General features: G+C 59.8%; 31 protein-coding genes, 1 tRNA gene and 2 pseudogenes. 10 read left to right on the top strand and 24 right to left on the bottom strand.

Annotated features, from left to right (window positions below; translation table 11 throughout):
- Positions 1-17: 17 nt before the first annotated feature.
- Positions 18-1,193 (bottom strand): MFS transporter, encoded by a 1,176-nt coding sequence (locus GDH07_RS08985; protein ID WP_152897162.1) that lies wholly within the window; start codon positions 1,191-1,193, stop codon positions 18-20.
- Positions 1,194-1,288: 95 nt separating this feature from the next.
- On the opposite strand from GDH07_RS08985, the gene GDH07_RS08980 reads away from it, so the two are divergent.
- On the top strand, positions 1,289-2,194 hold the full coding sequence (locus GDH07_RS08980; protein ID WP_152897161.1) for a LysR family transcriptional regulator: 906 nt from the start codon (positions 1,289-1,291) through the stop codon (positions 2,192-2,194).
- A gap of 1 nt (position 2,195) precedes the next feature.
- Here the strand turns inward: GDH07_RS08980 and GDH07_RS08975 are convergent, their stop codons facing one another.
- Positions 2,196-2,894, bottom strand: a complete 699-nt coding sequence (locus GDH07_RS08975) for a pentapeptide repeat-containing protein (protein ID WP_152897160.1) — start codon at positions 2,892-2,894, stop codon at positions 2,196-2,198.
- 157 nt (positions 2,895-3,051) lie between these two features.
- On the opposite strand from GDH07_RS08975, the gene GDH07_RS08970 reads away from it, so the two are divergent.
- Positions 3,052-3,708 carry an acetyltransferase gene (locus GDH07_RS08970; protein ID WP_152897159.1) on the top strand — a complete coding sequence of 219 codons (657 nt, stop codon included), beginning with the start codon at positions 3,052-3,054 and terminating at the stop codon, positions 3,706-3,708.
- A 70-nt stretch (positions 3,709-3,778) separates the two neighbouring features.
- Here GDH07_RS08970 and GDH07_RS08965 read toward each other — a convergent pair whose 3' ends face one another.
- On the bottom strand, positions 3,779-4,426 hold the full coding sequence (locus tag GDH07_RS08965) for a Qnr family pentapeptide repeat protein (protein ID WP_053138367.1): 648 nt from the start codon (positions 4,424-4,426) through the stop codon (positions 3,779-3,781).
- 217 nt (positions 4,427-4,643) lie between these two features.
- On the opposite strand from GDH07_RS08965, the gene GDH07_RS08960 reads away from it, so the two are divergent.
- Positions 4,644-4,961 (top strand): hypothetical protein, encoded by a 318-nt coding sequence (locus GDH07_RS08960; protein WP_152897158.1) that lies wholly within the window; start codon positions 4,644-4,646, stop codon positions 4,959-4,961.
- A gap of 20 nt (positions 4,962-4,981) precedes the next feature.
- Here GDH07_RS08960 and GDH07_RS08955 read toward each other — a convergent pair whose 3' ends face one another.
- Entirely contained in the window at positions 4,982-5,893 is a 912-nt protein-coding gene (locus GDH07_RS08955) for a LysR family transcriptional regulator (protein ID WP_053138361.1), read from the bottom strand.
- 143 nt (positions 5,894-6,036) lie between these two features.
- On the opposite strand from GDH07_RS08955, the gene GDH07_RS08950 reads away from it, so the two are divergent.
- The 3 genes from GDH07_RS08950 to flgE all read left to right on the top strand — a co-directional run bounded on the left by GDH07_RS08950 (position 6,037) and on the right by flgE (position 9,683).
- Positions 6,037-6,795 carry an SDR family NAD(P)-dependent oxidoreductase gene (locus GDH07_RS08950; RefSeq protein WP_152897157.1) on the top strand — a complete coding sequence of 253 codons (759 nt, stop codon included), beginning with the start codon at positions 6,037-6,039 and terminating at the stop codon, positions 6,793-6,795.
- Positions 6,796-7,434: 639 nt separating this feature from the next.
- The gene (locus GDH07_RS08945; RefSeq protein WP_152897156.1) at positions 7,435-7,800 is read left to right on the top strand and encodes a hypothetical protein; all 366 of its coding nucleotides are present in this window, start codon (positions 7,435-7,437) and stop codon (positions 7,798-7,800) included.
- Between the two features lie 536 nt (positions 7,801-8,336).
- Positions 8,337-9,683, top strand: coding sequence for a flagellar hook protein FlgE (flgE, locus tag GDH07_RS08940; protein ID WP_124421289.1), 1,347 nt, complete (start codon positions 8,337-8,339; stop codon positions 9,681-9,683).
- Between the two features lie 93 nt (positions 9,684-9,776).
- Here the strand turns inward: flgE and GDH07_RS08935 are convergent.
- The 6 genes and pseudogenes from GDH07_RS08935 to GDH07_RS08905 form a co-directional block, all read right to left on the bottom strand.
- A pseudogene (locus GDH07_RS08935) lies at positions 9,777-9,926 on the bottom strand (integrase core domain-containing protein); the annotation flags it as partial.
- Between the two features lie 31 nt (positions 9,927-9,957).
- Positions 9,958-10,992, bottom strand: coding sequence for a GNAT family N-acetyltransferase (locus tag GDH07_RS08930; protein ID WP_218584729.1), 1,035 nt, complete (start codon positions 10,990-10,992; stop codon positions 9,958-9,960).
- 186 nt (positions 10,993-11,178) lie between these two features.
- The gene (locus tag GDH07_RS08925; protein WP_178124016.1) at positions 11,179-11,403 is read right to left on the bottom strand and encodes a hypothetical protein; all 225 of its coding nucleotides are present in this window, start codon (positions 11,401-11,403) and stop codon (positions 11,179-11,181) included.
- A 179-nt stretch (positions 11,404-11,582) separates the two neighbouring features.
- Entirely contained in the window at positions 11,583-11,927 is a 345-nt protein-coding gene (locus GDH07_RS08920; protein WP_152897154.1) for a hypothetical protein, read from the bottom strand.
- A 629-nt stretch (positions 11,928-12,556) separates the two neighbouring features.
- Positions 12,557-12,889, bottom strand: coding sequence for a hypothetical protein (locus tag GDH07_RS08910; RefSeq protein ID WP_152897153.1), 333 nt, complete (start codon positions 12,887-12,889; stop codon positions 12,557-12,559).
- Positions 12,890-13,306: 417 nt separating this feature from the next.
- On the bottom strand, positions 13,307-13,564 hold the full coding sequence (locus tag GDH07_RS08905) for a hypothetical protein (RefSeq protein ID WP_246195912.1): 258 nt from the start codon (positions 13,562-13,564) through the stop codon (positions 13,307-13,309).
- An 11-nt stretch (positions 13,565-13,575) separates the two neighbouring features.
- Here GDH07_RS08905 and GDH07_RS32490 point away from each other — a divergent pair.
- Positions 13,576-13,698: pseudogene (locus tag GDH07_RS32490) on the top strand (tyrosine-type recombinase/integrase); the annotation flags it as partial.
- A gap of 69 nt (positions 13,699-13,767) precedes the next feature.
- Here the strand turns inward: GDH07_RS32490 and GDH07_RS08895 are convergent.
- The 9 genes from GDH07_RS08895 to thrS all read right to left on the bottom strand — a co-directional run bounded on the left by GDH07_RS08895 (position 13,768) and on the right by thrS (position 21,231).
- Positions 13,768-13,844: transfer RNA gene (locus GDH07_RS08895), tRNA-Pro, on the bottom strand.
- 88 nt (positions 13,845-13,932) lie between these two features.
- Positions 13,933-14,289: a MerR family transcriptional regulator gene (locus GDH07_RS08890; RefSeq protein WP_007920509.1), complete on the bottom strand. Its 357-nt coding sequence runs from the start codon at positions 14,287-14,289 to the stop codon at positions 13,933-13,935.
- Positions 14,270-14,572: an integration host factor subunit alpha gene (gene ihfA, locus GDH07_RS08885; RefSeq protein ID WP_002553164.1), complete on the bottom strand. Its 303-nt coding sequence runs from the start codon at positions 14,570-14,572 to the stop codon at positions 14,270-14,272. The genes GDH07_RS08890 and ihfA overlap by 20 nt, the downstream gene beginning before the upstream one ends.
- A 3-nt stretch (positions 14,573-14,575) precedes the next feature.
- Positions 14,576-16,954: a phenylalanine--tRNA ligase subunit beta gene (gene pheT, locus GDH07_RS08880; RefSeq protein ID WP_152897152.1), complete on the bottom strand. Its 2,379-nt coding sequence runs from the start codon at positions 16,952-16,954 to the stop codon at positions 14,576-14,578.
- Between the two features lie 35 nt (positions 16,955-16,989).
- Positions 16,990-18,006 carry a phenylalanine--tRNA ligase subunit alpha gene (pheS, locus tag GDH07_RS08875; protein ID WP_152897151.1) on the bottom strand — a complete coding sequence of 339 codons (1,017 nt, stop codon included), beginning with the start codon at positions 18,004-18,006 and terminating at the stop codon, positions 16,990-16,992.
- 109 nt (positions 18,007-18,115) lie between these two features.
- Positions 18,116-18,472, bottom strand: coding sequence for a 50S ribosomal protein L20 (gene rplT / locus GDH07_RS08870; protein ID WP_016963673.1), 357 nt, complete (start codon positions 18,470-18,472; stop codon positions 18,116-18,118).
- Between the two features lie 30 nt (positions 18,473-18,502).
- Positions 18,503-18,697, bottom strand: coding sequence for a 50S ribosomal protein L35 (rpmI, locus tag GDH07_RS08865; protein WP_002553160.1), 195 nt, complete (start codon positions 18,695-18,697; stop codon positions 18,503-18,505).
- 60 nt (positions 18,698-18,757) lie between these two features.
- Positions 18,758-19,309: a translation initiation factor IF-3 gene (gene infC / locus GDH07_RS08860; RefSeq protein ID WP_172681693.1), complete on the bottom strand. Its 552-nt coding sequence runs from the start codon at positions 19,307-19,309 to the stop codon at positions 18,758-18,760.
- Positions 19,309-21,231, bottom strand: coding sequence for a threonine--tRNA ligase (thrS, locus tag GDH07_RS08855; protein ID WP_022643539.1), 1,923 nt, complete (start codon positions 21,229-21,231; stop codon positions 19,309-19,311). Before thrS ends, infC begins: the two co-directional genes overlap by 1 nt.
- Positions 21,232-21,609: 378 nt before the next feature.
- Here thrS and GDH07_RS08850 point away from each other — a divergent pair, with 378 nt between their 5' ends.
- Positions 21,610-21,909 (top strand): hypothetical protein, encoded by a 300-nt coding sequence (locus GDH07_RS08850; protein WP_085599449.1) that lies wholly within the window; start codon positions 21,610-21,612, stop codon positions 21,907-21,909.
- Between the two features lie 297 nt (positions 21,910-22,206).
- Entirely contained in the window at positions 22,207-22,419 is a 213-nt protein-coding gene (locus tag GDH07_RS08845; RefSeq protein WP_003179963.1) for a cold-shock protein, read from the top strand.
- 68 nt (positions 22,420-22,487) lie between these two features.
- Here the strand turns inward: GDH07_RS08845 and GDH07_RS08840 are convergent, their stop codons facing one another.
- Together GDH07_RS08840 and GDH07_RS08835 are read right to left on the bottom strand one after the other, a co-directional pair.
- The gene (locus GDH07_RS08840; protein ID WP_022643537.1) at positions 22,488-22,802 is read right to left on the bottom strand and encodes an I78 family peptidase inhibitor; all 315 of its coding nucleotides are present in this window, start codon (positions 22,800-22,802) and stop codon (positions 22,488-22,490) included.
- A gap of 161 nt (positions 22,803-22,963) precedes the next feature.
- Positions 22,964-23,269, bottom strand: a complete 306-nt coding sequence (locus tag GDH07_RS08835) for a hypothetical protein (protein WP_343038198.1) — start codon at positions 23,267-23,269, stop codon at positions 22,964-22,966.
- Between the two features lie 138 nt (positions 23,270-23,407).
- On the opposite strand from GDH07_RS08835, the gene GDH07_RS08830 reads away from it, so the two are divergent.
- Positions 23,408-23,599, top strand: a complete 192-nt coding sequence (locus GDH07_RS08830) for a hypothetical protein (protein WP_031321411.1) — start codon at positions 23,408-23,410, stop codon at positions 23,597-23,599.
- A 33-nt stretch (positions 23,600-23,632) separates the two neighbouring features.
- On the opposite strand, the gene GDH07_RS08825 is transcribed toward GDH07_RS08830, so the two are convergent.
- Genes GDH07_RS08825 through rbsK form a run of 3 tightly spaced genes read right to left on the bottom strand, consistent with a single transcriptional unit; the run spans position 23,633 to position 26,021 of the window.
- The gene (locus GDH07_RS08825) at positions 23,633-24,661 is read right to left on the bottom strand and encodes a nucleoside hydrolase (protein ID WP_022643534.1); all 1,029 of its coding nucleotides are present in this window, start codon (positions 24,659-24,661) and stop codon (positions 23,633-23,635) included.
- Between the two features lie 41 nt (positions 24,662-24,702).
- Positions 24,703-25,107, bottom strand: a complete 405-nt coding sequence (gene rbsD, locus GDH07_RS08820) for a D-ribose pyranase (RefSeq protein ID WP_022643533.1) — start codon at positions 25,105-25,107, stop codon at positions 24,703-24,705.
- Entirely contained in the window at positions 25,104-26,021 is a 918-nt protein-coding gene (gene rbsK, locus GDH07_RS08815) for a ribokinase (RefSeq protein ID WP_053138166.1), read from the bottom strand. The genes rbsD and rbsK overlap by 4 nt, the downstream gene beginning before the upstream one ends.
- Positions 26,022-26,038 lie beyond the last annotated feature (17 nt).

Genomic DNA, 26,038 nt, shown 5'->3' with positions numbered 1-26,038 from the left:
AGTCCCTTGGGGCTGCATCAGCTGGCCAGTTGCTGGCGTGGCCGCGGCGCGCGCCAACCGTGCCAGCCGATCAGCAGGGCCAGCACCTGGAACGCCAGGATCAACGCCACGCAGCCCGGCCAGCCCCAGCGGTTCCAGAGTACTGCCGGCAGCACGGCGCCAGCGCTGCCGCCCAGGTAGTAGCAGGTCAGGTACAGCCCCACCGCCCTGGCCTTGTGCGGCCCGGCGCTGGCGCTGATGAAGGCATTGGCCGCCGCCTGGGCCAGGAACACCCCGGTGGAGCTCAGGGCCAGGCCCAGCACCATCAGCCACAATGACGACAACAGGCTCAGGGCCGAGCCGCAGACACCCAGCGATGCCGCCACCAGCAACAGTTCGGCCTGGGGCCGGGACTTGCTCAGGCGCCCGGCGAGCGGGATCACCACCAGCGCCAGCAGGAACACGCCATAGAGCGCTCCCAGGGCCGCCGGGCCCAATTCGAATGGCGGCTGGCCAAGGTAGAGCCCGGCGTAGGTGAAGGTGGCGACTTGCGCGAACAGCACGCAGAACCCCACGGCGTAGGACGCCAGCAAGGGCTTGCCGCAGAGTTGACGCCAACTGCCACGACGCTCGGCCAGATGGCGCTCGGCCGCCGGCGGATTGGCCGGCAACAGCCAGTGGATGGCCAGGCCAAGCAGCAGGCTCAGACCCGCCAGCAGCGCGAAGGCCTCGCGCCAGCCCAGGTACTGGGTCGCGACACCCGTGACGAAGCGCCCGGCGAACCCACCGAGCACGGTGCCGGCCACATACAGGCTGGTGACCTCGGTGATCATGCCGCCGCGCCAGCGGTCGCCGATGTAGGCAACGCTGGTGGCGAAGACCAGGGGAATCAGCAGGCCTTCGACAAAACGCCACAGCAGCAACTGGGCCAGGTTGCCAGCGCAGGCCACCAGCACAGCTGGCAGCGCCAGGGCCAGCGCTGCCAGCACTATCACCCGGCGTTGATCCCAGGCACTGCTCAAGCGGCTGGTGAATGGCGCCCCGAGAGCCACCGCCAAGGTGGTGACGGTGATGCTCCAGCCCGCTTCCCTGGCGCTCACGGCAAAATCCGCAGCGAACACCGGGAGGATGCCCTGGGTCGCATACAGGTTGAGGAAGGCGGCGCAGCCACATAGAAACAGGGCCAGGCGGGCACGGTGTGCAAACAGGGACATGAAACCTCTCGTTTTGTGGCGAAAGGCTTTTATAAAATACGTCGCTGGACCAGGACCAATACCGATTTCCGACCGATCAATACCCAGGGAACAGGATGCTCGATCTACGCAGGCTGCGTTATTTTCTGACCGTCGCCGAAGAACTGCACTTCGGCCGCGCCGCGTTGCGCCTGCATCTGGCGCAACCTCCTCTGACCCGACAGATCTCGGCGCTGGAGAGCGAGCTGGGGTTTCGCTTGTTCGATCGCACCAGCCGCAGCGTGACCCTCACGGCCCAGGGCCTGCATTTTTTACCCTATGCCCGGGCGGTGCTGGAGCAAATGGAACTGGCCGAGGCCATGGCCGCCAAGCTGGCCGCCGGCAGCGCCGGGCAACTGGCCCTGGGATATGCCAGCTCGATCGCCTTGTCGGAGTTGTTCAGCGAGGCGATCCAGGCCTTCGCCCAGCGCTTTCCCGAGGTGCAGTTGACACTGGTGGAAGGCGCCTCGGCCAGCCAGTGGGCGCAGATCGTCGATGGGCGGATCGACATCGGCCTGAGCCGGATGCAGCCGCCGGACGAGCTGGCCGAGATCCACACCCTGTCCCTGGGGGACGAGCCGCTGGTGGCGGCGCTGGCCAGCGACAGCCCGTTGGCGGCCCAGGCCGAGGTGACCCTGGCCGAACTCAGCGAGTCGCCGCTGATCCTGTTTCCGGCCGGCTATGGCTCTGGGCTCAATGAAGCCATCGAACAGCTGTACCGTCGCAACGACCTGCCCCTGCGGCCGGGGCCCAGCGGGCGCCAGATCACCTCGATCATCGCCCTGGTCGCCGCGGGCCAGGGTATCGCCCTGGTGCCCAGTTGCACCCGGACCCTGGCGAAAAAAGGCGTGAGCTACCGGCCGGTGGTGGACCTGGGCGCCACCGCTCCGTTGCTGGTACTGACCCACAGCCAGAAGCGCAGCCCCCTGGCGCAGGCCTTCATCGGCGTACTGGAAAACCTGCACCAGGCCCGGCAGGCCTGATTCAGAGGACCGTCAGGCCCAGGCCGGCCAGGAGCATGCCGGCTTGGCTACGGGAGATGATCGCGCCCTTGAACAGCTTCGCATCCACCAGTCGCAGGCCCTGCAGGCTGGCTTCACGCAGGTCGGCGTCGTCGAAACGGGCATTGTTCACCCGGGCCAGGGACAGGCTGCCCCCCTCGATGAACACTGCCTTGCGAAAGTCGCAATAGGTCAGGTCCGCTTCGCTGAAATCGATGCGATACAGCTGCGCCTTGTAGAACGAGATACCGGACAGCATGGCGCTGTTGAGCAGGCAGTCGGAGAAGCCCAGGCCCAGGGCCGAGACATCGGCGAAGTTGGCGCCGGTGAGCTTGCAGCCTTCGAACTGCACATGGGCGACCTTGCTGCGTTGCCACAGGGTGTTGTTCAGGTCGCAGCGTTCGAAGCGGGCATCGGTGAGCACCGCCGAGCGCAGTGTCGCCTGGCCGGCCCGGCAACTGGTCCAGCGGCTGTTGGCCAGGTTGGCAGCGGTGAGGTTGGTAGCACTGAAGCTGCAGCGTTCGAAATGGGCACCGGCCAGGTTGCTGCGGGACAGGTCCTGGCCGCTCAGGTCCAGGCCCACGCCACGCACGGGCAGTGGCTGGCTGGCGGCCAGTTGCGCCAGGGAGCGCTCCTGCAGATCCTCGGGGGTGATTTCGAAGTAGCCGTCTTGCGCCTGCATGCCCTCTCCTGAGCCTGGGATTGAAGGTAGGCATCTTCTGGATAGCGGACCGGCAGGTCAAGGTTGGCCTCGCTCCCGGCCCTTCGAATGGCGTGCGAGGCGCGGCAATTGAGTTAGGCTTGGCGCCTGCCCGCCCCCGGAAACGAGGAAATGCACAATGGATGTCTACGCGATTTGTGGCGCCGGCGGCTTCGGTCGCGAAGTGATGCCGTTGGCCGCCCAGCAGTTGCACAAGACGCAGTGCTGGCAAACGGCACGACTGGTGTTCGTCGATGAACAACTGGCCGGCACCTGCCTCAATGGCTTCAGCGTGCTGGGACTCGAGGAGTTCCTGGCCCTGGATGCCACCAGGCACTTCAACATCACCATCGCCAACAGCCATATCCGCGAAGAGCTGGCCACGCGGATGGCCAGCGCCGGGGCCCGGCCCTTCTCCATCATGGCGGCCAATGCACTGGACCTGGCGTGCAACGAGATCGGCGAGGGCGCGGTGCTGTGCCCATTTGCCGTGGTGACGGCCAATGTGCGAATCGGCCGGTTCTTCCACGCCAATCTCTACAGCTACGTCGCCCATGACTGCATCATCGGCGACTTCGTCACCTTCGCGCCCAACGTGCATTGCAATGGGGCGGTGGTGATCGAGGACCATGCCTACCTCGGCGCCGGCGCCATCATCAAGCAAGGCACGCCCCAGCGGCCCATCGTCATCGGCCGGGGCGCCGTGGTGGGCATGGGAGCGGTGGTGACCCGCAGCGTGGCACCCGGCACCACGGTCTGCGGCAACCCTGCTCGCCCTCTGCACAAGGAACCCTGACACGGCCGGGCCAGCGCCGGGGCAATGAAAAACCCGCCGTAGCGGGTTCCAGTTGCCTCGTTGTACCGGGCTAGCCGATCACGTTGATCCCCAGGCGCGCGGCAAGGTGGCTCATCTGGTCGCGGTCGAGCTTGACTCCGTCCAGGTTGACCAGCCGGATATCCAGGTCGCCCAACTGCGAGTTGGTCAGGTCGCAGCCGGTGAAATCGGCGGTTCGCCAATCCAGGAGGCTGAACTCGCCACCGGACAAGTCCGACCCGGCAAAAGTGGCGCCGGTGACATTGGCGCCGGTCCAGCGGTTGTCCCACAGCTCGCACTTCTCGAGGTTGACCTTGGAGAAGTTGGCGTAGGCCAGGTTGCTCTTGTTGATGTAGGCATTGCAGAACCAGGACTTGCTGGAAATCACGTTCATGAAGCTGGCGCTGCTGAAGTCGGCCCCCTGGGCCTTGCACTCGGTGATCTCCAGCCCCAGGGCGCTGGCGAAGTTGAATACGCAGACCGTCAGGTCACAGCGCTTGAACGAGGCGCCCTTGAGCTTGGCACTGCGAAAGTTGCAGCCGACCTGGCGCTCGGGATCGTAGAAACTGCAATCGATGAACTGGGTTTCCGACAGGTCGACCCGGGAAAAATCGCAATCCAGAAAGGTCATACCCGTGACCACCTGACCGGTAAACTCCTCCACGCCAATGCGCTTATTCTCAAAAACTTGGGATTCCATGGCGCTTTCCTACACAATCCGCGACCGATAACGCGACAAACCTAGCATCCCGGGCAGAGCCATTTGAAGCCTTTGTGTCTCAAGTCGTAACCACCTCGGAAGCACAATCCCAGCGTGCCGGGCTCATGCGCCACGTCCAGTTGCAGCCCCGCTATCGCTTGTGGCGCACGACTCGCACCAGCCTCAGGAGACAGGAAGTCATTCTATGGAGCAAATCATGAAGCACCTTGTGGTCCAGGGTGCGGTGCTGTTCATGTTCCTTTCGATCATGTGGCACATGAACAACATCCGTCGCTGGGAGACCAGTACCCGGCAGGACTTCGAGCAAGCGCTGAAACGCCTGAACATCGAGGATTATCAATTGCTGGTGGAGCGCAGCGTCACCCCGGGCTCGAGACGCCAGGGCAATATCTACCGCATCCTGCATGACCAGGCCGAGAACTACTTTTTCTACCAGCGCGTCGGCAATGACCAGGGTGTACTCAAGCCGCTCACCAAGGAGCGAGCCCTGCTGGCGGCGAAGATGAATAGCTGAGCCAGGTTCCATAAAACAGTTCATGAGGCACCCGGACGTGGCACCCCGGCTTCAGGGGGAAATTGTTCGACCAGGAACGCCACAAAGCTGCGTAGCCTGGCCGAGTGATAGCGATCCGGCAGGTATACCGCGTGCACTGGGCGGTCCGGCAGGCTCTGCTCGGGAAACAGCTGCACCAGGTGGCCCGCCTGGACGTCTGCCTGCAACAAGAGCGCGGGTTGCAGGACGATCCCCAGGCCATGCAGGGCGGCGACGCGCAGTGCCTGGCCGTTGTTGACCTGCAGCCGCGCCGATGGCGCCCGGTGGGCCAGTTCTTCCCGAGCGTCGGGCCAGTCGTTCAATGCTGTCGGACTGAACGACAGGCATTCGTGATGCAGCAAGTCCTCCATTCTTCGCGGCATTCCCCGACGCGCCAGATAGCCCGGGGAGGCGCACATCATCAGCCGGTAGGGAGCCAGTGGCCTGGCCACCAGCGGCGCATCCTCCGGCAGCGCGCCAATGCGAATGGCCACCTCGAAGCCATCCTCCGCCAGGTCCGTGACCCGATCGCAGAGCACCACCTCGAGCCGGACCTCGGGATAACGATCCATGTAGCTCGACAAGGCCGGCATCAGCGCGTCTGTTCCGAAGGTCACCGGCGCCGTGATCCGCAGCTTGCCGACGGGTGCCAGATGCTGGTGCTGGGCTTGCTCGTCGGTCTCGGCCACCAACCGCAGGATTTCCTTGCAGCGCAGATAGTAGTCCTCACCGAAGCTCGTCAGATGCTGGCGCCGCGTCGTCCGCTTGAGCAGTTGCATGGCCAGGCGTGCCTCGAGGGAGCGCAGGTGCTTGCCAGCCATGGCCGCGGAGATACCCAGGGTAACGGCGGCGGCACTCAGGCTGCCCTTCTCTACCGTCAGGACGTACACCCGCATGCTGTCCAACAAATCCATTCGAAACTCCTGGTTCCAAGTTATGCAACTGGATGCAAGTTTATCTACTTGGGGTAATCAATAAACTCTCCGCAAGCGCTCAGCCATTCGGATAGAGGCCACCCGGCCCCAGAAGCGGCTGGAAGCTCTTACAGGAGAAGATCATGGAATTGAATCTGGCAGGCCGTACGGCCCTGATTTCCGGAGCCAGCAGCGGCATCGGGGCTGGCGTTGCCCGGGTGCTCGCCCAGGAGGGAGTGCGCATCGCCATCACCGCGCGCCAGCCTGATCGATTGCAAGAGGTTGCCGCCCACATCGAAGCCGCCGGGGCTACCGCGCCGATTGTCATCAGCGCAGATGTGACGAATGCAAGCGATGTTGCCCATATCGCTGCCGAAGCCGCCAGGGCCTTGGGTGGCATCGATATCCTGGTCAATTGCGCTGGCGGCGCCCGCCCCACCGGGCTCTATGCTTGCGATGACGACTGGGAGGAAGCCTTCGCCCTCAACTTCTCTGCGGCGCGACGACTGACCCAGGCGGTATTGCCAACAATGCATGCACGCCAGTGGGGCCGCATCATCAACCTCAGCGGCTCGATGGAGCCTCGATCGCTGAACGCCGCTAGCGCCGCCAAAGGTGCGCTGCATCTCTGGGCCAAGGGATTGTCATGCGAGGTAGCCTGCGCGGGCATCACGGTCAACTGCATCGCCCCCGGCCGGATCAACAGCGCCCAGGTGCTGGAAAGGTTGCACCCAACGCAAGACAGCCGGCAGGCATTCATCGCCCGTCATATCCCCATCGGTTACTTCGGCGAACCGCAAGATGTTGGCCAACTGGTCGCATTCCTCGCCTCGCCCCTGGCTCGCTATATCACCGGAGCGGTGATTCCCGTCGATGGTGGCATGCACTTCCATGCCCATTGAGTGGCGTCTGGGACCGATAACTGCGCACGCCCCTCAGGGGCAAAGGCCTGGAGAGCCTGGCTCGAACCAGGCCCTGCAAGCTGTGCATCTACTCCGATTTGGCTCGCGGAGTGGCCCGTGTTCGATGGGACGGACCGTTATCAAGGAGAGGACCCGGGATGTGAATGGCAAGCCGGCGCTCGATGCTACGTGGCAATTCCAAGGGGTTGATCCAGGAGGGCCGCAATAGCCCAAGCCGTCTTGCTACCCAGCATAGGATCTTGCGCGCCTGGCCAGGTAGTAAGCGATACCCAGGGCGAACAGGGCTGGCGCTACATTGTCGAGGTCAGTGACACCGCCCGCCAGGTGCCGCCCCGCCTGCACAACCATGGCGCCAGCACCGACGTACAGGATCACTACCTTAAAACGCTTCCACTTCATCGGGTCCTCCCACTTTGGGAACGAACCTACCAGAGGGGCATGGTCTTTCCAAACGAGCAACTGGATTGTCACCCGCACAGCGATGGCGCAGGTCTGGAGGCAAACCATGAGCGAACCTGCGCCGCCATTTCATCAATGCATTCCAACGAGCTAGTGCATGGACATTCGCAGCGCCGGCGAGCTGGGTATAATCCGTCGATTTTTCGAGGCATCGGCCCCATGCACGGACGCTTGTATCTCTGCGCGCTATTCATCGCCGCCCCAACCCTGGCTGCGCAGCCATCCCCTTACAACTACGACCGGCCCCCAACGGACGGCTACATGTACGCCGTTAGATATCAGCAAGCCAAGCTGGCTTGTAAAGCGCTGCCCGATGACCTCGAAACTGACTACGCCAAGGCGATGCTATTGGCCAAGGCGGCCAGCCCTGAGTTTGAAAAGACCTATGCGAAAGGTCTTTCAGCTACCCCTCGCTGGCATAGACCTGCAACTACTGAAGAGCAGGAAGCACAGTGCAATGAAGCTCAAGTTGCACTTCGAGTGACAGTCAAGCTCGCTCGCCAGTGGTTTCCAGGGGGCTGGTGACAGCCCGTCACTGGCGAAGGTCGTCGAACTTCGGGCAAACCTAGTGAACCCGGTCGTCTGACGCTCCTCAGGACCAGGCTGGCCTAGTTGGCCTCCCGCGGGGCATTGCCGGGTTGATCCTTTTGCAAACCAGAAACCATCCTTGGCGTGGATGACCAACTAGCCCCCGAAATACTCAGCGTGGCCTCGCGTCAGGAGTCGATCCGCCCCATCAAACGAACCGAAAGGCAGCGGGTTGTTCTCGCCGGAATGCAGCTTGCTGTTACCCGGATGAGAGCGGCAATGCCGTTGCCACTTTGTAAAGAATGCGCGGAAAACCATTGCCGCTTTTCTGCATTTGCCACATCCCCCTTTCGGGGAGGCCTTGATTTTATGGAGCTCTCAGGCTTGGCACACAGGTTGCTAAGCCTCAGCCAGCGAAGAGTCTGGTCTCCTGGAGCTTCCCGACTCAAGCGTCAGCATCGATAGAGCCCCGGTATCCAAAAACGAACCGTGACGATCAATCGCTGCTGTAACCGACACACAAGGAGTGGAACATGTCTTTCAATATCGGCCTTAGCGGTCTCTACGCTGCCAACAAGCAACTGGACGTTACCGGCAACAACATCGCCAACGTCGCCACCACTGGTTTCAAGTATTCCCGTGCGGAATTCGCCGACGTGTACTCGGCCACCAAACTGGGCAGCGGCACCCAGGTAGTGGGTAACGGTGTGCGCCTGGCCAACGTGTCCCAGCAGTTCACCAACGGCGATATCAACAACACCGGCAACGTGCTGGACATGGGGATCCAAGGCCAGGGCTTCTTCGTGCTGAGCACCAATGGCTCGCTGAGCTACACCCGCGCCGGCGCCTTCAAGGCCGACAAGGAAGGCTACATCACCACCAGCGACGGCACTGCCCGTCTGCAAGGTTATGCCGTGGATGCCAACGGCAAGATCATCAACGGCGTGTTGACCGACCTGCGGATCGATACTTCGAACCTGGCGCCAAAGCCGACCAGTTCGATCTCCTCGACCATCAACCTGAACTCCAGCGAAAAAACGATCAACGTCAACCCAACGGCCCCGGCCCCGGCGTATGTGTTCGATCCGACCAAGAGCGAAACCTACAGCAAGCAGTTCAGCACCCCGGTGTATGACTCCCAGGGCAACAAGCACGTCATGGATCAGTACATGATCAAGACGTCCAATCCCAACGAGTGGCAGACCTACACCCTGATCGATGGCCGCAACCCCGACGGTACGGCTTTCAGCATGGCCAACCAGAAACCGATCACCATCAAGTTCGATTCCTCGGGCAAGCTCCAGTCCCTGACGCCCCCCACTCCTGCTACAGGTAGCCAGTTCACGGTGAGTGGCAACAGTATCGTGATGGGCAACTGGACCCCGGGCAACGTGGTCAATGGCAACTTCGTCCCCAACGGTTCGATAGCAGCGGCAGGCGGCGTGAAGATCGACATGACCAAGACCGGCTCGGTACTGGGTGATACCGCCCGCTCGGTAGTCGCGCAGAACGGCTATTCCACTGGCCAGATCACCAACCTGACCATCGACGGCAGCGGCGTGATGCTGGCCAACTTCAGCAACGAGCAGACCAAGCCGATCGGCCAGATCTCCCTGGCCAGCTTCACCAACGAGCAGGGCCTGCAGCCGATCGGTGGTACTCAGTGGAAGGAAACCTACGCCTCGGGTATCCCGGGTTATGACGCACCGAAGACCGGCACCTTGGGAGCGATCCAGTCCAACTCCCTGGAAGAGTCCAACGTCAACCTGACCAACGAGCTGGTGAACCTGATCAAGGCCCAGAGCAACTACCAGGCGAACGCCAAGACCATCTCCACCCAGAGCACCATCATGCAGACCATCATCCAGATGGGCCGATGATGCGCTGATGCCGATAAGCAAAAAGCCCCTAGCTCAAGGGGCTTTTTTGAAAGCAGGGTCTAGTCCTGAAATAGGTTTACACCTGTTTCACACTCAAAACGCCCGATGCACCACATCGGGCGTTTTGTATTTCAAGGCCTGATGTGGCCGCTTGCGGTTATAAACCTCTACCGATTCGTCGACCATACGCTTGGCTTCGGCCAAGGCTTTCGGGCGATGGCGCAGAAACTCCGTCTTCAATAACCGCAATGCTTCGCCTATCCACTACCAAGGGTCAGTCACCGAGCTGCCACTCAAGTACCGGCAGTTGCCGTGGCTCGCCACACACCGGGCGTGATACATCGCGCACATGCCGGGCCCCGAGCCGCTCGTAGAAGGCCTGGGCCGAAGGATCGGACTCCACCGCCAAAGTGGTCACGCCCAGCCCGCGAGCCACAGCCAGGGCATGTCCTACCAAGCGCCGCCCGTGCCCCCCCATCATGGCCGAGGGGTCGACCCAGCAGTGCTCCAGTTTCCAGCCGTCCTCGTCGCGCTCCAGTCCATAGAATCCCAGCGTCGAGCCATTCGCCGCAGCCAGCACCGCGTAATGACCGACCAGTTGCGCCGGGGTTAAAGTCAGTGCGGCCTCCCACGCCTCCATCCAGGCCTCGGGATAACCCCAATGGGCCTTGCTGCGCTGAGCCAAGGCACTGAGCGCCGGCGCATCCCTCCCACAGGACGGGCGCAGGGTTGGCGTATCGTCCGCCAACAACACTCGCGCGGCCGGGTCAGTGGCCAGCATGCTGTACTGGTGCAGGCTCAGGAAGCCCCCGTTCTTGTACTCCACGTCCCGCAGGGTTCCCTCAAGCAAGAAGCCCAACCGCTCCAGCAAGCGGGCGCTGGCGGAGTTCTCCGGCTCAACATCGGCATGGATGCGGTGCACACCGAGGGTACCCAGGGCGAAGTTGAGGATGGTGGGCAAGCAGGCCTGCATCAGCCCCCGCCCCCAGTGCTCAGGCATCAGCCAGTAGCCAATATCCAGACTGCGATCGGCGTGGGACCAATCATTGAAGCCACAGGCACCCACCAGCTCTTCCCGCCCCGGCAAGGCGATGCCCCACCAGATGCCCCGACGCTCCTCCAGCAACTCGTCGTACCAGCGCATCTGCTCACCTGTCGCCTCGAGGCTGTCGTAAGACACACCGTAGTGGGCGATCACCTGCGGGTGGGACAACCCGGCGAAAATCGCATCGACATCACGGCGATGAATCCGCCGCAGCGTGCAGTCGGGCAGGAAGAACTCGGGGAATTCGACAGGAAGGTTCATCATGTTCAGGATCATAGGGGTCGGTCAGTGCATGCATGCTCGCCGCAAAGGGTCTGGAAGTACAAGGACAGTCAGGAGGAGATTGGGCGGAACAGAACAGTAAGGGGGCAGATTGATTGGTAGCTGGCAAGCAGCTTTTGGTCGAGAACTATCTGTCACGACCGTCTGTTCTAAGCCAAGACGAAACAATCACACGCCAAGAATGCTGCAGCTACGGGGCTCGCCCCCCCCCAGATAAGCGCTCACCAGTCCAGTCAAGTAATGGGCGCATACAGCACGCGAGAAAATGAAGACGGCCCAAGCCTTTCGATCGACCAGGTCGTCGCGGTGCCACCAGCTCGCGGCGAACGCACCAACCAATCCTGCGGTAAACCAGGTATCAAGCCTGTCGAGCAGGCGGTACAGAAACTCCATGCGCTCGACTCCGTGGGTGCATGCGAATAGCTCACCCCCTTTGCACTCCCAATTCGGAGCAATAGGTTCGGGAAGCCGAAAACGAAAAAGCCCCGACAGTTGCCGAGGCTATGGGTTAGCTAGGGGCTTATGTCACCAGTGTGGGAGCTTCTATCGAAGCCCTTCCACACACTCTCAAATCAAGCCAAGACATCCCAGGTCAGTGCAACCGCTGCGCCTGGAACACTTGCAGCGAGCCACAGCCCCTGACCAGCGGGAAGAAACAGTGGGTATGGCAAAGCAAGCTCAGAGCCTGTGCCGACAGCCGAGCTCGCGTTTGCAGAGAAAATGATTGGCTTGGACTGGTCGACAATACTCGAAGGAGCAGAAGTACCAGTGAATACTCCCACCCCGCCGTTGGACGTGCTAATGAGGCAAGTGCTAACAATCACACCGGAGGTGTTTGCCGCAGGAGCTACAACCTGAACCACATTGCTACCTGGGTTTACTGTCAGGTAATTCTTGCCAACTTTTACTGCGTTCATATTAACCACCTATTGAGTCGAATGTCGTATCGCGAAGAATTCCGCTTTCATGTCGCTCAAAGGCGATTGCTCGAGGCTCAAGGCCTTCACACGAGTCGAGAATGTAAACACCAACAGCGCAGTGGGTTTCGCTTCTGATACACCCGAGGAGTGAAATTACTATCTCAGCAAAATACTGGATATGCAACCAGTAATCATTCTAGCCATTCGCATCCACAGCCAGGACGCCTAACCGGACCGGCCTGGTCGCGCCCATCGACGCTTTAGAAATGAAAAAGCCCCAACGGGTGCCAGGGCCTGAATAGGTGCGCGCGTCTTTCCGCGCTGTCTGCCAAAGACCTTCCCAGCGTCGACGCCCCATTGCATCGATCTCGCCAGACCCAGTCTCGCACCATCCCGACAGCAAGCGTGAGGTAAAGGTACGCGGACTGCCGGTGTTTTTCCGTTGCACTGCACTTGCCCGCTTATCTATATCCAGGCCTTCCGTGAGGCTGCCGTCGCTGCCGGGAATCCGAAAGACATCCGGGAAAACGTCCACTTCGGTAGCGACTTTCCTCAGAGGCACAAAAAAGCCCGGTACAGGTCCGGGCTTTTCTATTTCATCCAGGTTTATGGATCAGGAAGCACCGTTAAGCCAGCAAATCCCATGTCAATGCGATTGCGCCATCCGGAGTAGACGAGTACGTCCACAGTGCTTTGCCCGCAGGGATGCGAATCGGGTACGGCATAACAACCTCCGAGTTGCTATTCGTGATATGAGAGCCGTTGCCGGAGAAGATGATTGCTGAATCGGCAAGGGAAGAACCGGTCGGCCCTACATACAGATCAACAGTACCGTTCGAGGGGGCGATCAGACCAGTCTGGATAATCAGGCCACCAGTGTTTTGTGCTGCCGATACAATCTCCACAATCCCTTTAGGGTGCAGTGTAGTGAAGTGCTTACCCATAGTTACTGCGTTCATTTTGCTACCTTTGAATGGAATGATTGGTTGCGGGAAATTCCGCTTTCATGTCGCTCAAAGGCGAAGGTTCGGGGCTCGAGGCCTTCGCACGGCTGACTGCAGGTCAGCATCTACATCAGTAGATGATCGCGCCCGATGCAACCGTGGAGTGGAATGACTATCTCAACAAAACACTGTACATGCAAACAGTATTTTTCATACTGCTGCCCGCCCCTACAAAAATCATTCTGGTGAAATCGGAGTAATAAAAAACCCGGCGCTTGGCCGGGCTCAGGGTTTCGTGTGCGTTTCACGTTACTTGTACACTATGGGTAAAGTACGTACAAAACCCGTCATATCAATATAATTATGCCGCTTTTTGATATTTTTCCGCGTGAATCCCTACCATACTGGCTGCTGAGCCTGTTTATCCACTTCCTAGATCACCTCTTTCAGGGATTCCCACAACTCCAGCCAGTCACGCGTCCAGTTCTTTGGATCGATGGTGACACCAAAGAACTCCTTCATCTCGGAGGCGACCCGGGGGCCCCACTCTGCGGCGCCGTGAGCCTCCCCTTTATACGATTGCAAGGCCAGGGCCATCAGGTACTGAGCCTTCACGCGCTTGGCTGATGTCAGATCGGGCAATGCTGCCTTGGCGGTAATCAACAGCACTGCGTTCAGCAGCTGCCGCATGTTCATCGCCGGGTGGTAAAGGTAGCCACTATTCTACCCCGGAGCTGCAGCAGCTGATTGAGGCGGCGACCAAAGTATCAGCGACCGACTCGCGAGGGCCGGCACTGACCATCTTGAGGAGGAAAACGGGTTGACCCCCCGCAAAAGTCCCTGGGCATGAAAAAGCCCAACCTGTGAAGATTGGGCTAAGTCATTGAAAAATATGGTCGGGACGGAGTGATTCGAACACTCGACCCCTAGCACCCCATGCTAGTGCGCTACCGGACTGCGCTACGCCCCGACTAGGCGTGAAACCTGTTTCACTTCTCAGGAAACGCTGAGGAATATACCGCAACCTTTTGAAAAGTGGAAGTATTTAAAACAGAGAATTATTTCTTGAGTACTACGAGCACATCTTCCAGTTCGGAGATCATCTGACGGATCAGTTGCTTGTACTGGGTGGTATCGTCTTTGGCTTCATCACCAGAGAGGCGCAAGCGCGCGCCACCGATGGTGAAACCCTGATCATAAAGCAACGCGCGGATCTGCCGGATCATCAGCACATCCTGGCGCTGATAATACCGGCGATTTCCGCGGCGTTTGACGGGGTTGAGTTGAGGAAACTCCTGCTCCCAATAACGCAGCACATGCGGTTTGACCGCACAGAGCTCGCTGACTTCACCAATGGTGAAGTAGCGTTTACCCGGGATAACCGGGAGCTCGTCGTTATGACTTGGTTCCAGCATAAGCCTCAACCCGGGCCTTCAACTTCTGCCCTGGACGAAAGGTGACGACTCGGCGAGCCGTGATCGGGATTTCTTCGCCTGTCTTCGGGTTCCGGCCAGGACGCTGGCGTTTATCCCGAAGATCGAAGTTACCAAAACCGGACAATTTGACCTGTTCGTTATCTTCGAGAGCGTGCCTGATTTCTTCAAAGAATAGCTCGACCAATTCCTTGGCCTCGCGTTTGTTCAGGCCCAGCTCTTCGTAGAGACGTTCGGCCATTTCAGCTTTCGTCAGAGCCCCCATACGTCACTTCCTTAACGTGGCGTTCAACCTTTGTTCGAGCGAGGTGAGGATATTTTGCGTCGCTGAGTTCACCTCATCGTCATTAAGAGTGCGCGATGGATGCTGCCAGGTCAAGCCAACGGCAAGGCTTTTTCTATGAGGATCAATGCCTTTACCCTGATACACGTCAAATAGCCTGAGGTCGGTCAGCCACTCGCCAGCATTCTCGCGAATGACCTCCAAGACCGCACTCGCGGCAACGTCACGATCTGCCAGCAGGGCCAAGTCACGACGCACTTCAGGGAAGCGCGACAGCTCGTGGAACTTCGGCAAACGACCCTGGGCCACTTCGCCCAGGACCAGTTCGAACACGAAAACCGCGCGATCCAGCCCGAGTTGCTTCGCCAGTTCCGGATGAATGGCTCCCAGGTAACCGACTTCACGCCCAGCGCGCTCGATGCGTGCTGTCTGGCCCGGATGCAGCGCAGGGTGCTTGCCCGGTACGAAAGTGAACGCATCCAAAGCGCCGGCAAAGCCCAGCACCGCCTCGACATCTGCCTTGACGTCGAAGAAGTCCACGCCATCGCGGCCTTGCGCCCAACCTTCAGGCAACCGGGTACCACAAACGATACCTGCCAGCATCTGCTGCTGTTTCAGGCCTTCCAGCTGACCAACGAACCGCAGGCCGCTTTCGAACATGCGGACGCGATCCTGCTGACGGTTCAGGTTGTGCTGAAGCGCCTTGACCAAGCCTGGCCACAGGGACGAACGCATGGCAGCCATGTCGGCGGAAATCGGGTTCGCCAACAGCAACGGCTCGACACCAGGGCTGAACAGTTCGAACAGTTTCGGGTCGATGAAGCTGTAGGTGATGGCTTCCTGGTAACCACGAGCCACCAGCAGGCGCCGCAGTGCCGGCAAGTCGCCTTGCGCCTCGGCCTTGGCCTGAGGAGCCAGGCGGGCTTGCGGATAACGAACCGGCAAGCGGTTGTAACCGTACAGGCGTGCCAGTTCCTCGATCAGATCGACCTCGAGGCTGATATCGAAACGATGACTCGGCACGTCAACGCGCCACTGCCCTGCCCCATCGGCAGCTACCGTCAGGCCCAACGCGGTGAGCAGGCGCTCGACCTCGGAATCTTCGAGTTCCATGCCCAGCATTTGACTGATGCGCTCGGCCCGCAGGGTGACAGGTGCCACCAATGGCAGATGTTGCTCGCTGACGGTTTCGATGATCGGGCCGGCTTCACCGCCGGTGATTTCCAGCAGCAGGCCAGTAGCACGCTCCATGGCCTCACGGGCCAACTGCCAATCCACGCCACGCTCATAACGATGGGAAGCATCGGTATGCAGGCCGTAGGAACGGGCTTTGCCAGCCACGGCGATCTGGTCGAAGAATGCGCTTTCCAAGAATACATCGCGAGTCTTGGTGGTGACACCACTATGCTCGCCACCCATCACACCGGCAATCGCCAGGGCACGGGTATGGTCGGCGATCACCAGGGTATCGCTGCGCAGGGCCACTTCCTGACCATCGAGCAATACCAGCTTCTCGCCTTCTTCAGCCATGCGTACGCGAATGCCACCGTTGATCTCGGCCAGGTCGAACGCATGCAGCGGCTGACCCAATTCAAGCATCACGTAGTTGGTGATATCCACTGCGGCATCGATGCTGCGGACTTCGGCACGTCGCAGGCGCTCGACCATCCACAGCGGGGTCGGCTTGGACAGGTCCACGTTACGGATCACCCGCCCCAGGTAACGCGGGCAGGCTGCTGGCGCCAACACGTCAACTGGACGTACTTCATCGTGCACTGCAGGAACTGCCTTGACTTCCGGACGCTGCACCTTGGCCGCATAAAGGGCACCAACTTCGCGTGCAATACCGGCCAACGACAGGCAGTCACCGCGGTTTGGGGTCAGGTCGACTTCGATACTGGCATCGTCAAGGCTCAGGTAGGCGCGAATGTCCTCACCCACTGGCGCGTCAGCCGGCAACTCCATCAAGCCGTCGTTGCCTTCACCGATCTGGAGCTCCGCCTGGGAACACAGCATGCCGTTGGACTCGACGCCACGCAGCTTGGCCTTCTTGATCTTGAAGTCGCCGGGCAGCTGGGCACCGATCATCGCGAAAGGGACCTTCAGGCCGGGGCGCACGTTCGGCGCACCGCAGACAACCTGGAAAGTCTCGGCTCCGTTGCTGACTTGGCAGACCCGCAGTTTGTCGGCGTCAGGGTGCTGCTCGGTGCTTAGCACCTCACCCACGACCACACCACTGAAGTCACCGGCGGCTGGCGTAACACTGTCCACCTCAAGGCCGGCCATGGACAGACGAGCGACCAGCTCGTCACGACTTACCTGCGGGCTAACCCAACCGCGCAGCCATTGTTCACTGAATTTCATCCTGCTCTCCTAATAGATTCGTTACGGACGCGCGACTAGCGAAATTGCGCAAGGAACCGCAAGTCGTTGTCGAAGAACAGGCGCAAGTCATTGACACCGTAACGCAGCATGGCCAGACGCTCGGCGCCCATGCCGAAGGCAAAGCCCTGGAATTCTTCCGGATCGATCCCGGACATACGCAGCACGTTGGGGTGAACCATGCCGCAACCCATCACTTCCAGCCAGCCAGTCTGTTTGCAGACGCGGCAACCCTTGCCACTGCACATCACGCATTCCATGTCGACTTCAGCGGATGGCTCGGTGAATGGGAAGTAGGAAGGACGGAAACGCACCGCCAGTTCTTTCTCGAAGAACACCCGCAAGAACTCCTCGATGGTGCCCTTCAGGTCGGCGAAGTTGATCCCGCGATCCACCAACAGGCCTTCGACCTGGTGGAACATCGGCGAGTGGGTGATATCGGAGTCGCTGCGATACACACGGCCTGGGCAGACGATGCGAATCGGCGGCTGCTGCGATTCCATGGTGCGGACCTGTACCGGCGAGGTATGGGTGCGCAACAGCATGTTCGCATTGAAATAGAAGGTGTCATGCATCGACCGGGCCGGGTGGTGGCCTGGGATGTTGAGCGCTTCAAAGTTGTGATAATCGTCTTCGACCTCGGGGCCTTCGGCGATGCCGAAGCCGATATGGGTGAAGAACTGCTCGATACGCTCCAGGGTCCGAGTGATCGGGTGCAGGCCACCAGAGGTCTGGCCACGGCCCGGCAGGGTCACATCAATGCACTCGGCGGCGAGCTTGGCGCTGAGTTCCGCCTCCTCGAAAGCCGCTTTGCGAGCATTGAGAACCTCTGTCACACGCTCCTTGGCAACGTTGATCAGCGCACCGACCTGCGGGCGCTCTTCGGCCGGCAGGTTGCCCAGGGTCTTCATCACCTGAGTCAGCTCGCCCTTCTTGCCAAGGAAGTGAACCCGGATCTGTTCCAGGGTATTGATGTCTTCAGCGTGTTGCACGGCCTCAAGTGCTTGAGAAACCAGCGCATCCAGGTTTTCCATGTACAGACTCCAGATACAAAATAGGGGAAGAGCTTGAAGGCTCTTCCCCTATTTATGACGTTTAACACCAGAGCCCACGAAGGTGAGCCCGGGTGACTGTCGGGGGTACTTAAGCCAAGGTGGCTTTAGCTTTCTCGACAATCGCAGCAAACGCCGCTTTTTCGTTCACTGCCAGATCAGCCAGAACCTTACGGTCGATCTCGATGGACGCCTTTTTCAGACCGGCGATCAGACGGCTGTAGGACAGACCGTTGGTACGAGCACCAGCGTTGATACGAGCGATCCACAGAGCGCGGAACTGACGTTTTTTCTGACGACGGTCACGGTAGGCGTATTGGCCTGCCTTGATTACCGCTTGCTTGGCAACACGGAATACGCGCGAGCGAGCACCGTAGTAACCTTTAGCAAGTTTCAGAATTTTCTTGTGACGCTTACGGGCAATGACGCCACGCTTTACACGAGCCATGAGTTACTTCCTCTATTCTTGATCCAAAAATTAACGAAGGCGCAGCATGCGCTCGACTTTTGCCACGTCAGACGGATGCAGCAAGCTGCTACCGCGCAGTTGACGCTTACGCTTGGTCGACATTTTGGTCAGGATGTGGCTCTTGAAAGCGTGCTTGTGCTTGATACCGTTAGCAGTTTTCAGAAACCGCTTAGCAGCACCGCTTTTGGTTTTCATCTTTGGCATGTTCGGATACTCCGCATTCAATTGATAAACATAATCAGAAGGCCTGCCGTGCCCTGTTGATTACTTCTTCTTTTTCGGGGCGATGACCATGATCAGCTGGCGTCCTTCCATCTTAGGATGCTGTTCGACCGAACCGTACTCTTGCAGGTCAGTTTCAACCCGCTTGAGGAGTTCCATCCCCAGCTCCTGGTGGGCCATCTCACGGCCGCGGAATCGCAAGGAAACCTTGGCCCTGTCCCCGTCACTCAGGAAACGTACCAGGTTGCGTAGTTTTACCTGGTAATCCCCTTCCTCCGTCCCTGGACGAAACTTGATTTCTTTAACCTGAATCTGCTTCTGGTTCTTCTTCGCGGCAGCAAGCTGTTTCTTCTTTTCGAAGATCGACTTGCCGTAGTCCATCACCCGGCAAACAGGCGGGACTGCGTCGGCGGAAATTTCCACCAGATCCAGTTTGGCTTCTTCAGCTATACGGAGCGCTTCATCAATCGAGACGATGCCAATCTGCTCGCCGTCAGCGCCAATTAACCGAACCTCGCGTGCCGAGATATTCTCGTTGATCGGGGCCTTCGGTGCAGCTCGTTTATCTTGTCTCATATCACGCTTAATAGTAATTACTCCGAATCTTGGCGACCACGCCGGGAAACCGCTTGTGCGAGCAACGCCGAGAATTGGGCGACAGGCATCGAGCCCAGGTCTTCACCTTCACGGGTACGCACAGCGACAGTCTGCATCTCGACCTCCCGATCTCCAATAACCAAGAGATAGGGAACCTTGAGCAAAGTATGCTCGCGGATTTTAAAGCCGATCTTTTCATTTCTCAAGTCGGACTTGGCACGAAATCCGCTTTGGTTGAGTGTTTTTTCCACCTCGAGGGCGAAATCGGCCTGTTTGTCGGTGATATTCATGATCACCGCCTGGGTTGGCGCCAGCCAAGCCGGGAACACACCTGCGTAATGCTCGATCAGCATGCCGATGAAACGCTCGAACGAACCCAGGATCGCTCGATGCAACATAACCGGGCGAACACGGCTGTTATCTTCGGCGATATAGCTGGCATCCAGACGCTCTGGAAGGTTTGGATCGTACTGCAGAGTACCACACTGCCAGTTACGGCCCAGGCAGTCACGCAGGGTGAACTCGATCTTCGGACCGTAGAACGCGCCCTCTCCCGGTTGGTATTCCCACTCCAGGCCGGACTCGTTCAAGGCATCGGCCAAGGCACCCTCGGCGCGATCCCACAGCTCTTCGGAACCCACGCGCTTGGCCGGACGAGTTGACAGTTTCATCGCGATGTCGCTGAAGCCGAAGTCCTTGTAGACGTCCAAAGTCAGCTTGATGAAGTCAGCGGCTTCTTTCTTCACCTGTTCTTCGGTGCAGAAAATGTGCGCATCGTCCTGGACGAAACCACGCACGCGCATGATGCCGTGCAGGGCGCCAGACGGCTCGTTACGGTGGCAGGCACCGAACTCGGCCAGACGCAGTGGCAGGTCACGGTAGGACTTCAGGCCCTGGTTGAACACCTGTACGTGGCATGGGCAGTTCATCGGCTTGACCGCGTAGTCACGACTTTCCGAGGACGTGGTGAACATGTTCTCGGCGTAGTTTGACCAGTGACCGGAACGCTCCCAAAGGATACGGTCGACGACTTGCGGGGTCTTGATCTCGAGATAGCCGTTTTCGCGCTGTATATTGCGCATGTACTGCTCGAGCACCTGGTAGATGGTCCAGCCGTTGGCGTGCCAGAACACCATGCCTGGCGCTTCTTCCTGCAGGTGGAACAGGTCCAGTTGCTTGCCGATCTTGCGATGGTCGCGCTTTTCGGCCTCTTCGATACGCTGGATGTAGGCAGCCAATTGCTTCTTGTCGGCCCAGGCGGTGCCATAGACGCGCTGCAACTGCTCATTCTTGGCATCACCACGCCAGTAGGCACCAGACAGCTTGGTCAGCTTGAAAGCCTTGAGGAAACGCGTGTTCGGCACGTGCGGACCGCGGCACATGTCGACATATTCTTCGTGATAGTACAGGCCCATGGCGGTTTCGTTGGGCATGTCTTCCACCAGGCGCAACTTGTAGTCTTCGCCACGGTTCTGGAACACGTCGATGACTTGCGCGCGCGGGGTCATCTTCTTGATGACATCGTAGTCCTTGTCGATCAGCTGGTGCATGCGCTGCTCGATGGCGGCCAGGTCGTCCGGAGTGAAAGGACGCTCGTAGGCGATATCGTAATAGAAGCCTTCGTCGATCACCGGGCCGATCACCATCTTGGCGGTCGGATACAGCTGCTTCACCGCGTGGCCGATCAAGTGGGCGCACGAGTGACGGATGATCTCCAGTCCCTCTTCATCTTTGGGGGTGATGATCTGCAAAGTGGCATCGTGTTCGATCAGGTCGCAAGCATCGACCAGCTTGCCATCGACCTTGCCTGCCAGGGTGGCCTTGGCCAGGCCGGCGCCGATCGAGGCGGCGACTTCAGCTACGGACACGGCCTTGTCGAACGAACGTTGACTGCCATCGGGAAGAGTAATAGTGGGCATGGCGCCTCCTCTCCTAGTGGTGACCCCTACCAAAGGTCACGTGGGTTGGGATGAGCCAGTACAAGATCCGCCCTGCCTTTCCCACGGGAAAGCCTGCCTCACAGTGGCAGAGACCTTTCGGCCTGCCAGGGACGAACCAGAGTGACTGGAATTCAAATCAAAAAAAGGTATCGACCGCGAGGGAAAGTGAAACATCCTAAGCCTGAAAACACCCAAGCCCGGCATGCTAGCACAGAAAAATCACAATCATCGTGCGGCAAACTTCGCAATTTGCAGTTTCCGGTCTTTTATTGAAGAAAGTGAACTTGGCATGTACGCCAGCCCTCAAATACCCCGAGAATCGTCGTCTTTGCTACCGACTTCAGGAGAAATCGACCCATGCGCCTCACTAACCTGCTTGCCCTAGCCGCTCCGTTCGCCCTGCTGCTGCCCCTGAGCGCCCAGGCCGCCTGGCCAGCCGGTGCCCGTGCGGACTACATGAAGGACTGCACCGCAGCAGCCAGCCAGAGCATCGATGCCAAAAGCGCCGAGCAGCATTGCGCCTGTGGTGCCGAAAAGCTGAATGAAAAGTTCACTACCGAGGAAATCAAGGAGCTGATGAGCAAGACCAAGCAACCCAGTGCCGACCTGCGCACCAGGGCACTCGATGCCATTGCCGCGTGCCGGGTGACCAAGTAACCCGACACTGCCAGGAGCGAGAACGGCCGCATCGACGCTAGCCAAGCAGGCTGAAACGCGGCCTTCCTGCACTGAAATGCAGCTTTTACGGTTTTTTTATCACCGCTTGTTTTCCCACGGGAGCCCCTTAAACCGGGGCCTGCAGCCAATCCAAGCAGAAAAACTCACCAAAGCACCAGGTAAACAGCCTCTGCAGGGGGCTCCCAAGCCGAACATTTCGACTATGATAGCCCGGTGTGCCCAGTTGGCCTGAGCAACACAGCACTACTGAAAATATATGTTTCTTGGAGATACACCATGTCTAATCGCCAAACCGGCACCGTAAAATGGTTCAACGATGAAAAAGGCTTCGGTTTCATCACTCCTCAAGGTGGCGGTGACGACCTGTTCGTACACTTCAAAGCTATCGAATCCGACGGTTTCAAAAGCCTGAAAGAAGGCCAGACCGTTTCCTTCGTGGCTGAGAAAGGCCAAAAGGGTATGCAAGCTGCACAAGTTCGTCCTGAGTAATTTCTCAGCGAGCTAAAAAAACCCCGTCCATGTGACGGGGTTTTTTGTGGGCGGGTAAACCTGCAGCCTTAACCGCAATTGACCCGAGTGACCACCAGATCGGCGTCGGTATTGAGGTTCAGGCGATCGGAGCGGTACTCCAGCGTAATCATGTCGTTGGGCTTGAGGAAGCGCGCGTACTGCGCACCAGCGCGGGTTCGGGCTTGCTCGAGCAGCTCCGCAGAGGCCTTCTTGCCGATGGCGAATTCGGCGGCGGTTGCTTCACAACGAGTATGCCCAGCCTCGGCGGCGGCCACGGGTTCCTTGGTCGACCCGCCGGTACTGCAGCCACCCAGGACTGCGACGGCCAACAAGGTTGCGAATGAAGCGAACTTCCAAGGCATGAAGCCTCCTTTTTCAAAAATATACAGAGATCGTGCGACAGTCGATTTCGAGTTTGGTTGCAAAACGAAATGGCATTTTGCCCCATGGAACGGGGCGGGCAAGTCTGCCTCAGCCAACCTGCCGGTTTCAGCGGACAATCGTCACTGAATATGAATGACGCTCAGTAGATATCGATGTAGTCGAATGCCGGCTTCGGCCAGTTCTGCTTGAGCGCATTGAGAACCTGCATCACCCAGGCCTCATCGCTAGCGGCCACCTCCCCTACGTAACCGGAGCCAGCAGCCCAGGTCTCCAGGCGAAACAGCACGTTATCGATCTGAGCCCCGCCCACCACTCCCGAGGAAATATAGGCGATACCGCTCTTGCTCACACGCAACTGGGTGTGGACCTTGTCGCTGGCCGAAGCCAGCAATTGGCGCACCGTTTGCGGAGTCAGGGCATCAGGCTGGTTCAGATCGATTTGCACACAGGCTTCCTTGAACGCGGAAAAGCCGCAGTGTCGCACACCCCTCGCCTGATGCCTAAGTCGCAGTGCGTAAACCAGGGCGACATGCTTAACTCTGCGACCTTGCCAGCCCACTTCCACAGAACCAGCGAGACCGTCATGCCCATCGTCAACATCGACGCCGACATCAAGGCCAGATGGCCCCAAGGCCAATGCTCCTATAGCCCCGCAAGCCCGGAAGAACTGGCGATCATCGGCGTCGACCTGTTGGTCAGGGAGCTGGGGGCGGAGTCGGCCCAGGCGTTCATGAACCAGGTATTCGAGAAGTACCCGACAAGCCGCCGGGAGTAGAACCCCGCAGGCAGGCGCCTGCGGGGGCGATGCTTATTTCAGGCGAGCCAGGCGCTCGGTGAGCAGATCGAAAAAGCCCTGGGCGTTGCCGTTCTCGACCCAGAACACATTCTTCGGCTGCTTCAGGCCGTCATACCAGTCCACGATGGTCTGGCCGAAGGTAGGCCCTTCGCGACTGTCGACGACCATGTTGGCCTGGCGCCCGGTGAACAGCTCAGGCTTGAGCAGGTAGGCGATCACGGTCGCATCGTGCACCGGACCACCTGGAATGCCGTAGTGCTCCATATCGCCCTTGACGTACTCGTTGAGAATATCGCCCACCACCTTGCTGGCATTGTTGTTCAACGCCGCGATCTTCTGCAGGCGCGCATCGCTGGTGAGGATCTTGTGGGTGACATCCAGCGGCAGGTAGGTCAGCTTGACGCCACTCTTGAGCACCACTTCGGCAGCCTGGGGATCGGCGTACAGGTTGAACTCCGCCACCGGAGTGATATTGCCACCGTTGAAGTGCGCACCACCCATGACCACCACCTCCTTGATGCCCTGGGTGATGTCGGGAGCCTGGATCAACGCCAGCGCCAGGTTGGTCTGAGGACCGAGCATGGCGATGGTGATGCTGTGGGGCTTGGCCGCCCGCAGCGTGTCGATCAGGTAGTTGATCGCACTGCCCTTGGCCAGGGGAGCCTTGGGCTCATGCACCGTGACCCCGGAGATACCTTCCTTGCCATGGATGTTTTCGGCATAGATGGGCGTGCGCAGCAAAGGCGCAGGGGCACCAGCGTACACCGGAACCTCCTCGCGCCCGGCCCACTCACGCGCCAGGCGCGCATTGCGCGAGGTCTTGTCCAGGCGCACGTTGCCGGCCACGGTGGTCAAGGCGCGAACATGCAGTTCCTCGGGCGACGCCAGGGCGAACAACAAGGCCACCACATCGTCGGCCCCCGGGTCGGTATCGATGATCAGATCGATCTTCTCCGCCGCCTGGGCGCCGGTAGCAGTGAGTAGAGACAAGAGCAGTAGACTCCGGAACCAGTGGTGGAACAGCTGAGCATAGCGGCGCATAGCGCACTCCTTGTGCAAAGTGGGAAAAACCGGTTGGCGAACTAGAAAGTCACTCCGGCGATCAGGGCGATGTTGCAGTACGGCTGGCATTCACCGGTGCGGACCACGGCACGGGCCTGGCGGCTGAGCACCTTGAACTCTTCATGACTCAGGAGCTGGCGCTGCCCCAGCTCGCCGGCCGCGGCCAAGGCGTCGAGGGCCGGTAGCGGCGTCGGCCGCTTGAGCAGGATCTCCTCGGCCAGCACGTGGCGCTCCACCTGCATCTCGCTGAGCAGCACCTTGAGGGTAGCGAGAAAGTCGGGAACGCCATGGGTCAGCGCCAGATCGATCAACTCGACTCCGGGCGGCACCGGCAAACCGGCATCGCCGATCACCACGATATCGCCATGCCCCAGGGAAGCGATGAGGCGCGACAGGGCGATGTTGAGCAAAGGGGTCTTTTTCATGAGGGAATGAACGCCTGAACGTCGGACTGAGTGGGAATGGAAGGCTGAGCGCCGGCACGAGTCACCGACAGGGCCGCCGCCACCTGGCCGAAACGGATGGCCTCGGCCTCGCTCTTGCCGGCCGCCAACGCGGCAGCGAAGCCACCGACGAAGGTGTCCCCCGCCGCCGTGGTATCGAGGGCCTGCACCTTGGGCGCCGGGAAATGCTCGAAGCGGCTGCCATCGGCGAACAATGAACCCTGGGCACCCAAGGTGATGATGACCTTGCCGGCACCAGCGGCGAGCAAGCGGTTGGCCGCCTGCTCGGCGCTTTCCAGCGAATCGACGACCACGCCGCTGAGTGCGCCGGCCTCGCTTTCGTTGGGAATCAGGTAGTCGATCGAGGCGTACCACTGCTCCGGCAAAGGTCCACTGGCTGGCGCCGGATTGAGAATCACCGTCTTGCCCAGCTCACGACCACGCTGGAGGCTGTAGCCCACCGTGGCCAGTGGCACCTCGAGCTGGCAAATGATCACCTCGGCCTGCTGCAATACCGCGTCCACGGCCGCTACTTTCTCGGGCACAAGTTGGCCGTTGCCACCGGCAACGATGACGATGGCGTTCTGGCTGCTGTCATCCACCACGATCAGGGCCACGCCACTGGAACCCTCGACCACGCTCACGGCCTGGCAATCGATGCCCTCGGCGAGCAACGCATCACGCAACTGCACGCCATAGGCATCGTCGCCAACGCAGCCGACCATGGCTACTTCCGCACCCAGCCTGGCTGCCGCCACCGCCTGGTTGGCACCCTTGCCGCCGGACACCGTGGCAAAGGACTTGCCCGCCAGCGTCTCGCCACCCCGAGGCAGGCGCTCGGCCCGGGTCACCAGGTCCATGTTGAGGCTACCCACTACCACTACTTTTGCTGGCATACATCGATACTCAATCA

The sequence above is a fragment of the Pseudomonas piscis genome (genome assembly GCF_009380155.1).
Taxonomy (GTDB): Bacteria; Pseudomonadota; Gammaproteobacteria; order Pseudomonadales; family Pseudomonadaceae; genus Aquipseudomonas; species Aquipseudomonas piscis.
The sequence above is the reverse complement of the archived record's forward strand: the minus strand, read 5'-3'. Positions and strand labels throughout refer to the sequence as shown.

Coding starts and splice junctions, on each gene's coding strand:
- GDH07_RS08985 (WP_152897162.1), bottom strand. CDS start 1,193: ATGTCCCTGTTTGCACACCGTGCCCGCCTGGCCCTGTTTCTATGTGGC.
- GDH07_RS08980 (WP_152897161.1), top strand. CDS start 1,289: ATGCTCGATCTACGCAGGCTGCGTTATTTTCTGACCGTCGCCGAAGAA.
- GDH07_RS08975 (WP_152897160.1), bottom strand. CDS start 2,894: ATGCAGGCGCAAGACGGCTACTTCGAAATCACCCCCGAGGATCTGCAG.
- GDH07_RS08970 (WP_152897159.1), top strand. CDS start 3,052: ATGGATGTCTACGCGATTTGTGGCGCCGGCGGCTTCGGTCGCGAAGTG.
- GDH07_RS08965 (WP_053138367.1), bottom strand. CDS start 4,426: ATGGAATCCCAAGTTTTTGAGAATAAGCGCATTGGCGTGGAGGAGTTT.
- GDH07_RS08960 (WP_152897158.1), top strand. CDS start 4,644: ATGAAGCACCTTGTGGTCCAGGGTGCGGTGCTGTTCATGTTCCTTTCG.
- GDH07_RS08955 (WP_053138361.1), bottom strand. CDS start 5,893: ATGGATTTGTTGGACAGCATGCGGGTGTACGTCCTGACGGTAGAGAAG.
- GDH07_RS08950 (WP_152897157.1), top strand. CDS start 6,037: ATGGAATTGAATCTGGCAGGCCGTACGGCCCTGATTTCCGGAGCCAGC.
- GDH07_RS08945 (WP_152897156.1), top strand. CDS start 7,435: ATGCACGGACGCTTGTATCTCTGCGCGCTATTCATCGCCGCCCCAACC.
- flgE (WP_124421289.1), top strand. CDS start 8,337: ATGTCTTTCAATATCGGCCTTAGCGGTCTCTACGCTGCCAACAAGCAA.
- GDH07_RS08930 (WP_218584729.1), bottom strand. CDS start 10,992: ATGATGAACCTTCCTGTCGAATTCCCCGAGTTCTTCCTGCCCGACTGC.
- GDH07_RS08925 (WP_178124016.1), bottom strand. CDS start 11,403: ATGGAGTTTCTGTACCGCCTGCTCGACAGGCTTGATACCTGGTTTACC.
- GDH07_RS08920 (WP_152897154.1), bottom strand. CDS start 11,927: ATGAACGCAGTAAAAGTTGGCAAGAATTACCTGACAGTAAACCCAGGT.
- GDH07_RS08910 (WP_152897153.1), bottom strand. CDS start 12,889: ATGAACGCAGTAACTATGGGTAAGCACTTCACTACACTGCACCCTAAA.
- GDH07_RS08905 (WP_246195912.1), bottom strand. CDS start 13,564: ATGCGGCAGCTGCTGAACGCAGTGCTGTTGATTACCGCCAAGGCAGCA.
- GDH07_RS08890 (WP_007920509.1), bottom strand. CDS start 14,289: ATGCTGGAACCAAGTCATAACGACGAGCTCCCGGTTATCCCGGGTAAA.
- ihfA (WP_002553164.1), bottom strand. CDS start 14,572: ATGGGGGCTCTGACGAAAGCTGAAATGGCCGAACGTCTCTACGAAGAG.
- pheT (WP_152897152.1), bottom strand. CDS start 16,954: ATGAAATTCAGTGAACAATGGCTGCGCGGTTGGGTTAGCCCGCAGGTA.
- pheS (WP_152897151.1), bottom strand. CDS start 18,006: ATGGAAAACCTGGATGCGCTGGTTTCTCAAGCACTTGAGGCCGTGCAA.
- rplT (WP_016963673.1), bottom strand. CDS start 18,472: ATGGCTCGTGTAAAGCGTGGCGTCATTGCCCGTAAGCGTCACAAGAAA.
- rpmI (WP_002553160.1), bottom strand. CDS start 18,697: ATGCCAAAGATGAAAACCAAAAGCGGTGCTGCTAAGCGGTTTCTGAAA.
- thrS (WP_022643539.1), bottom strand. CDS start 21,231: ATGCCCACTATTACTCTTCCCGATGGCAGTCAACGTTCGTTCGACAAG.
- GDH07_RS08850 (WP_085599449.1), top strand. CDS start 21,610: ATGCGCCTCACTAACCTGCTTGCCCTAGCCGCTCCGTTCGCCCTGCTG.
- GDH07_RS08845 (WP_003179963.1), top strand. CDS start 22,207: ATGTCTAATCGCCAAACCGGCACCGTAAAATGGTTCAACGATGAAAAA.
- GDH07_RS08840 (WP_022643537.1), bottom strand. CDS start 22,802: ATGCCTTGGAAGTTCGCTTCATTCGCAACCTTGTTGGCCGTCGCAGTC.
- GDH07_RS08830 (WP_031321411.1), top strand. CDS start 23,408: ATGCCCATCGTCAACATCGACGCCGACATCAAGGCCAGATGGCCCCAA.
- GDH07_RS08825 (WP_022643534.1), bottom strand. CDS start 24,661: ATGCGCCGCTATGCTCAGCTGTTCCACCACTGGTTCCGGAGTCTACTG.
- rbsD (WP_022643533.1), bottom strand. CDS start 25,107: ATGAAAAAGACCCCTTTGCTCAACATCGCCCTGTCGCGCCTCATCGCT.
- rbsK (WP_053138166.1), bottom strand. CDS start 26,021: ATGCCAGCAAAAGTAGTGGTAGTGGGTAGCCTCAACATGGACCTGGTG.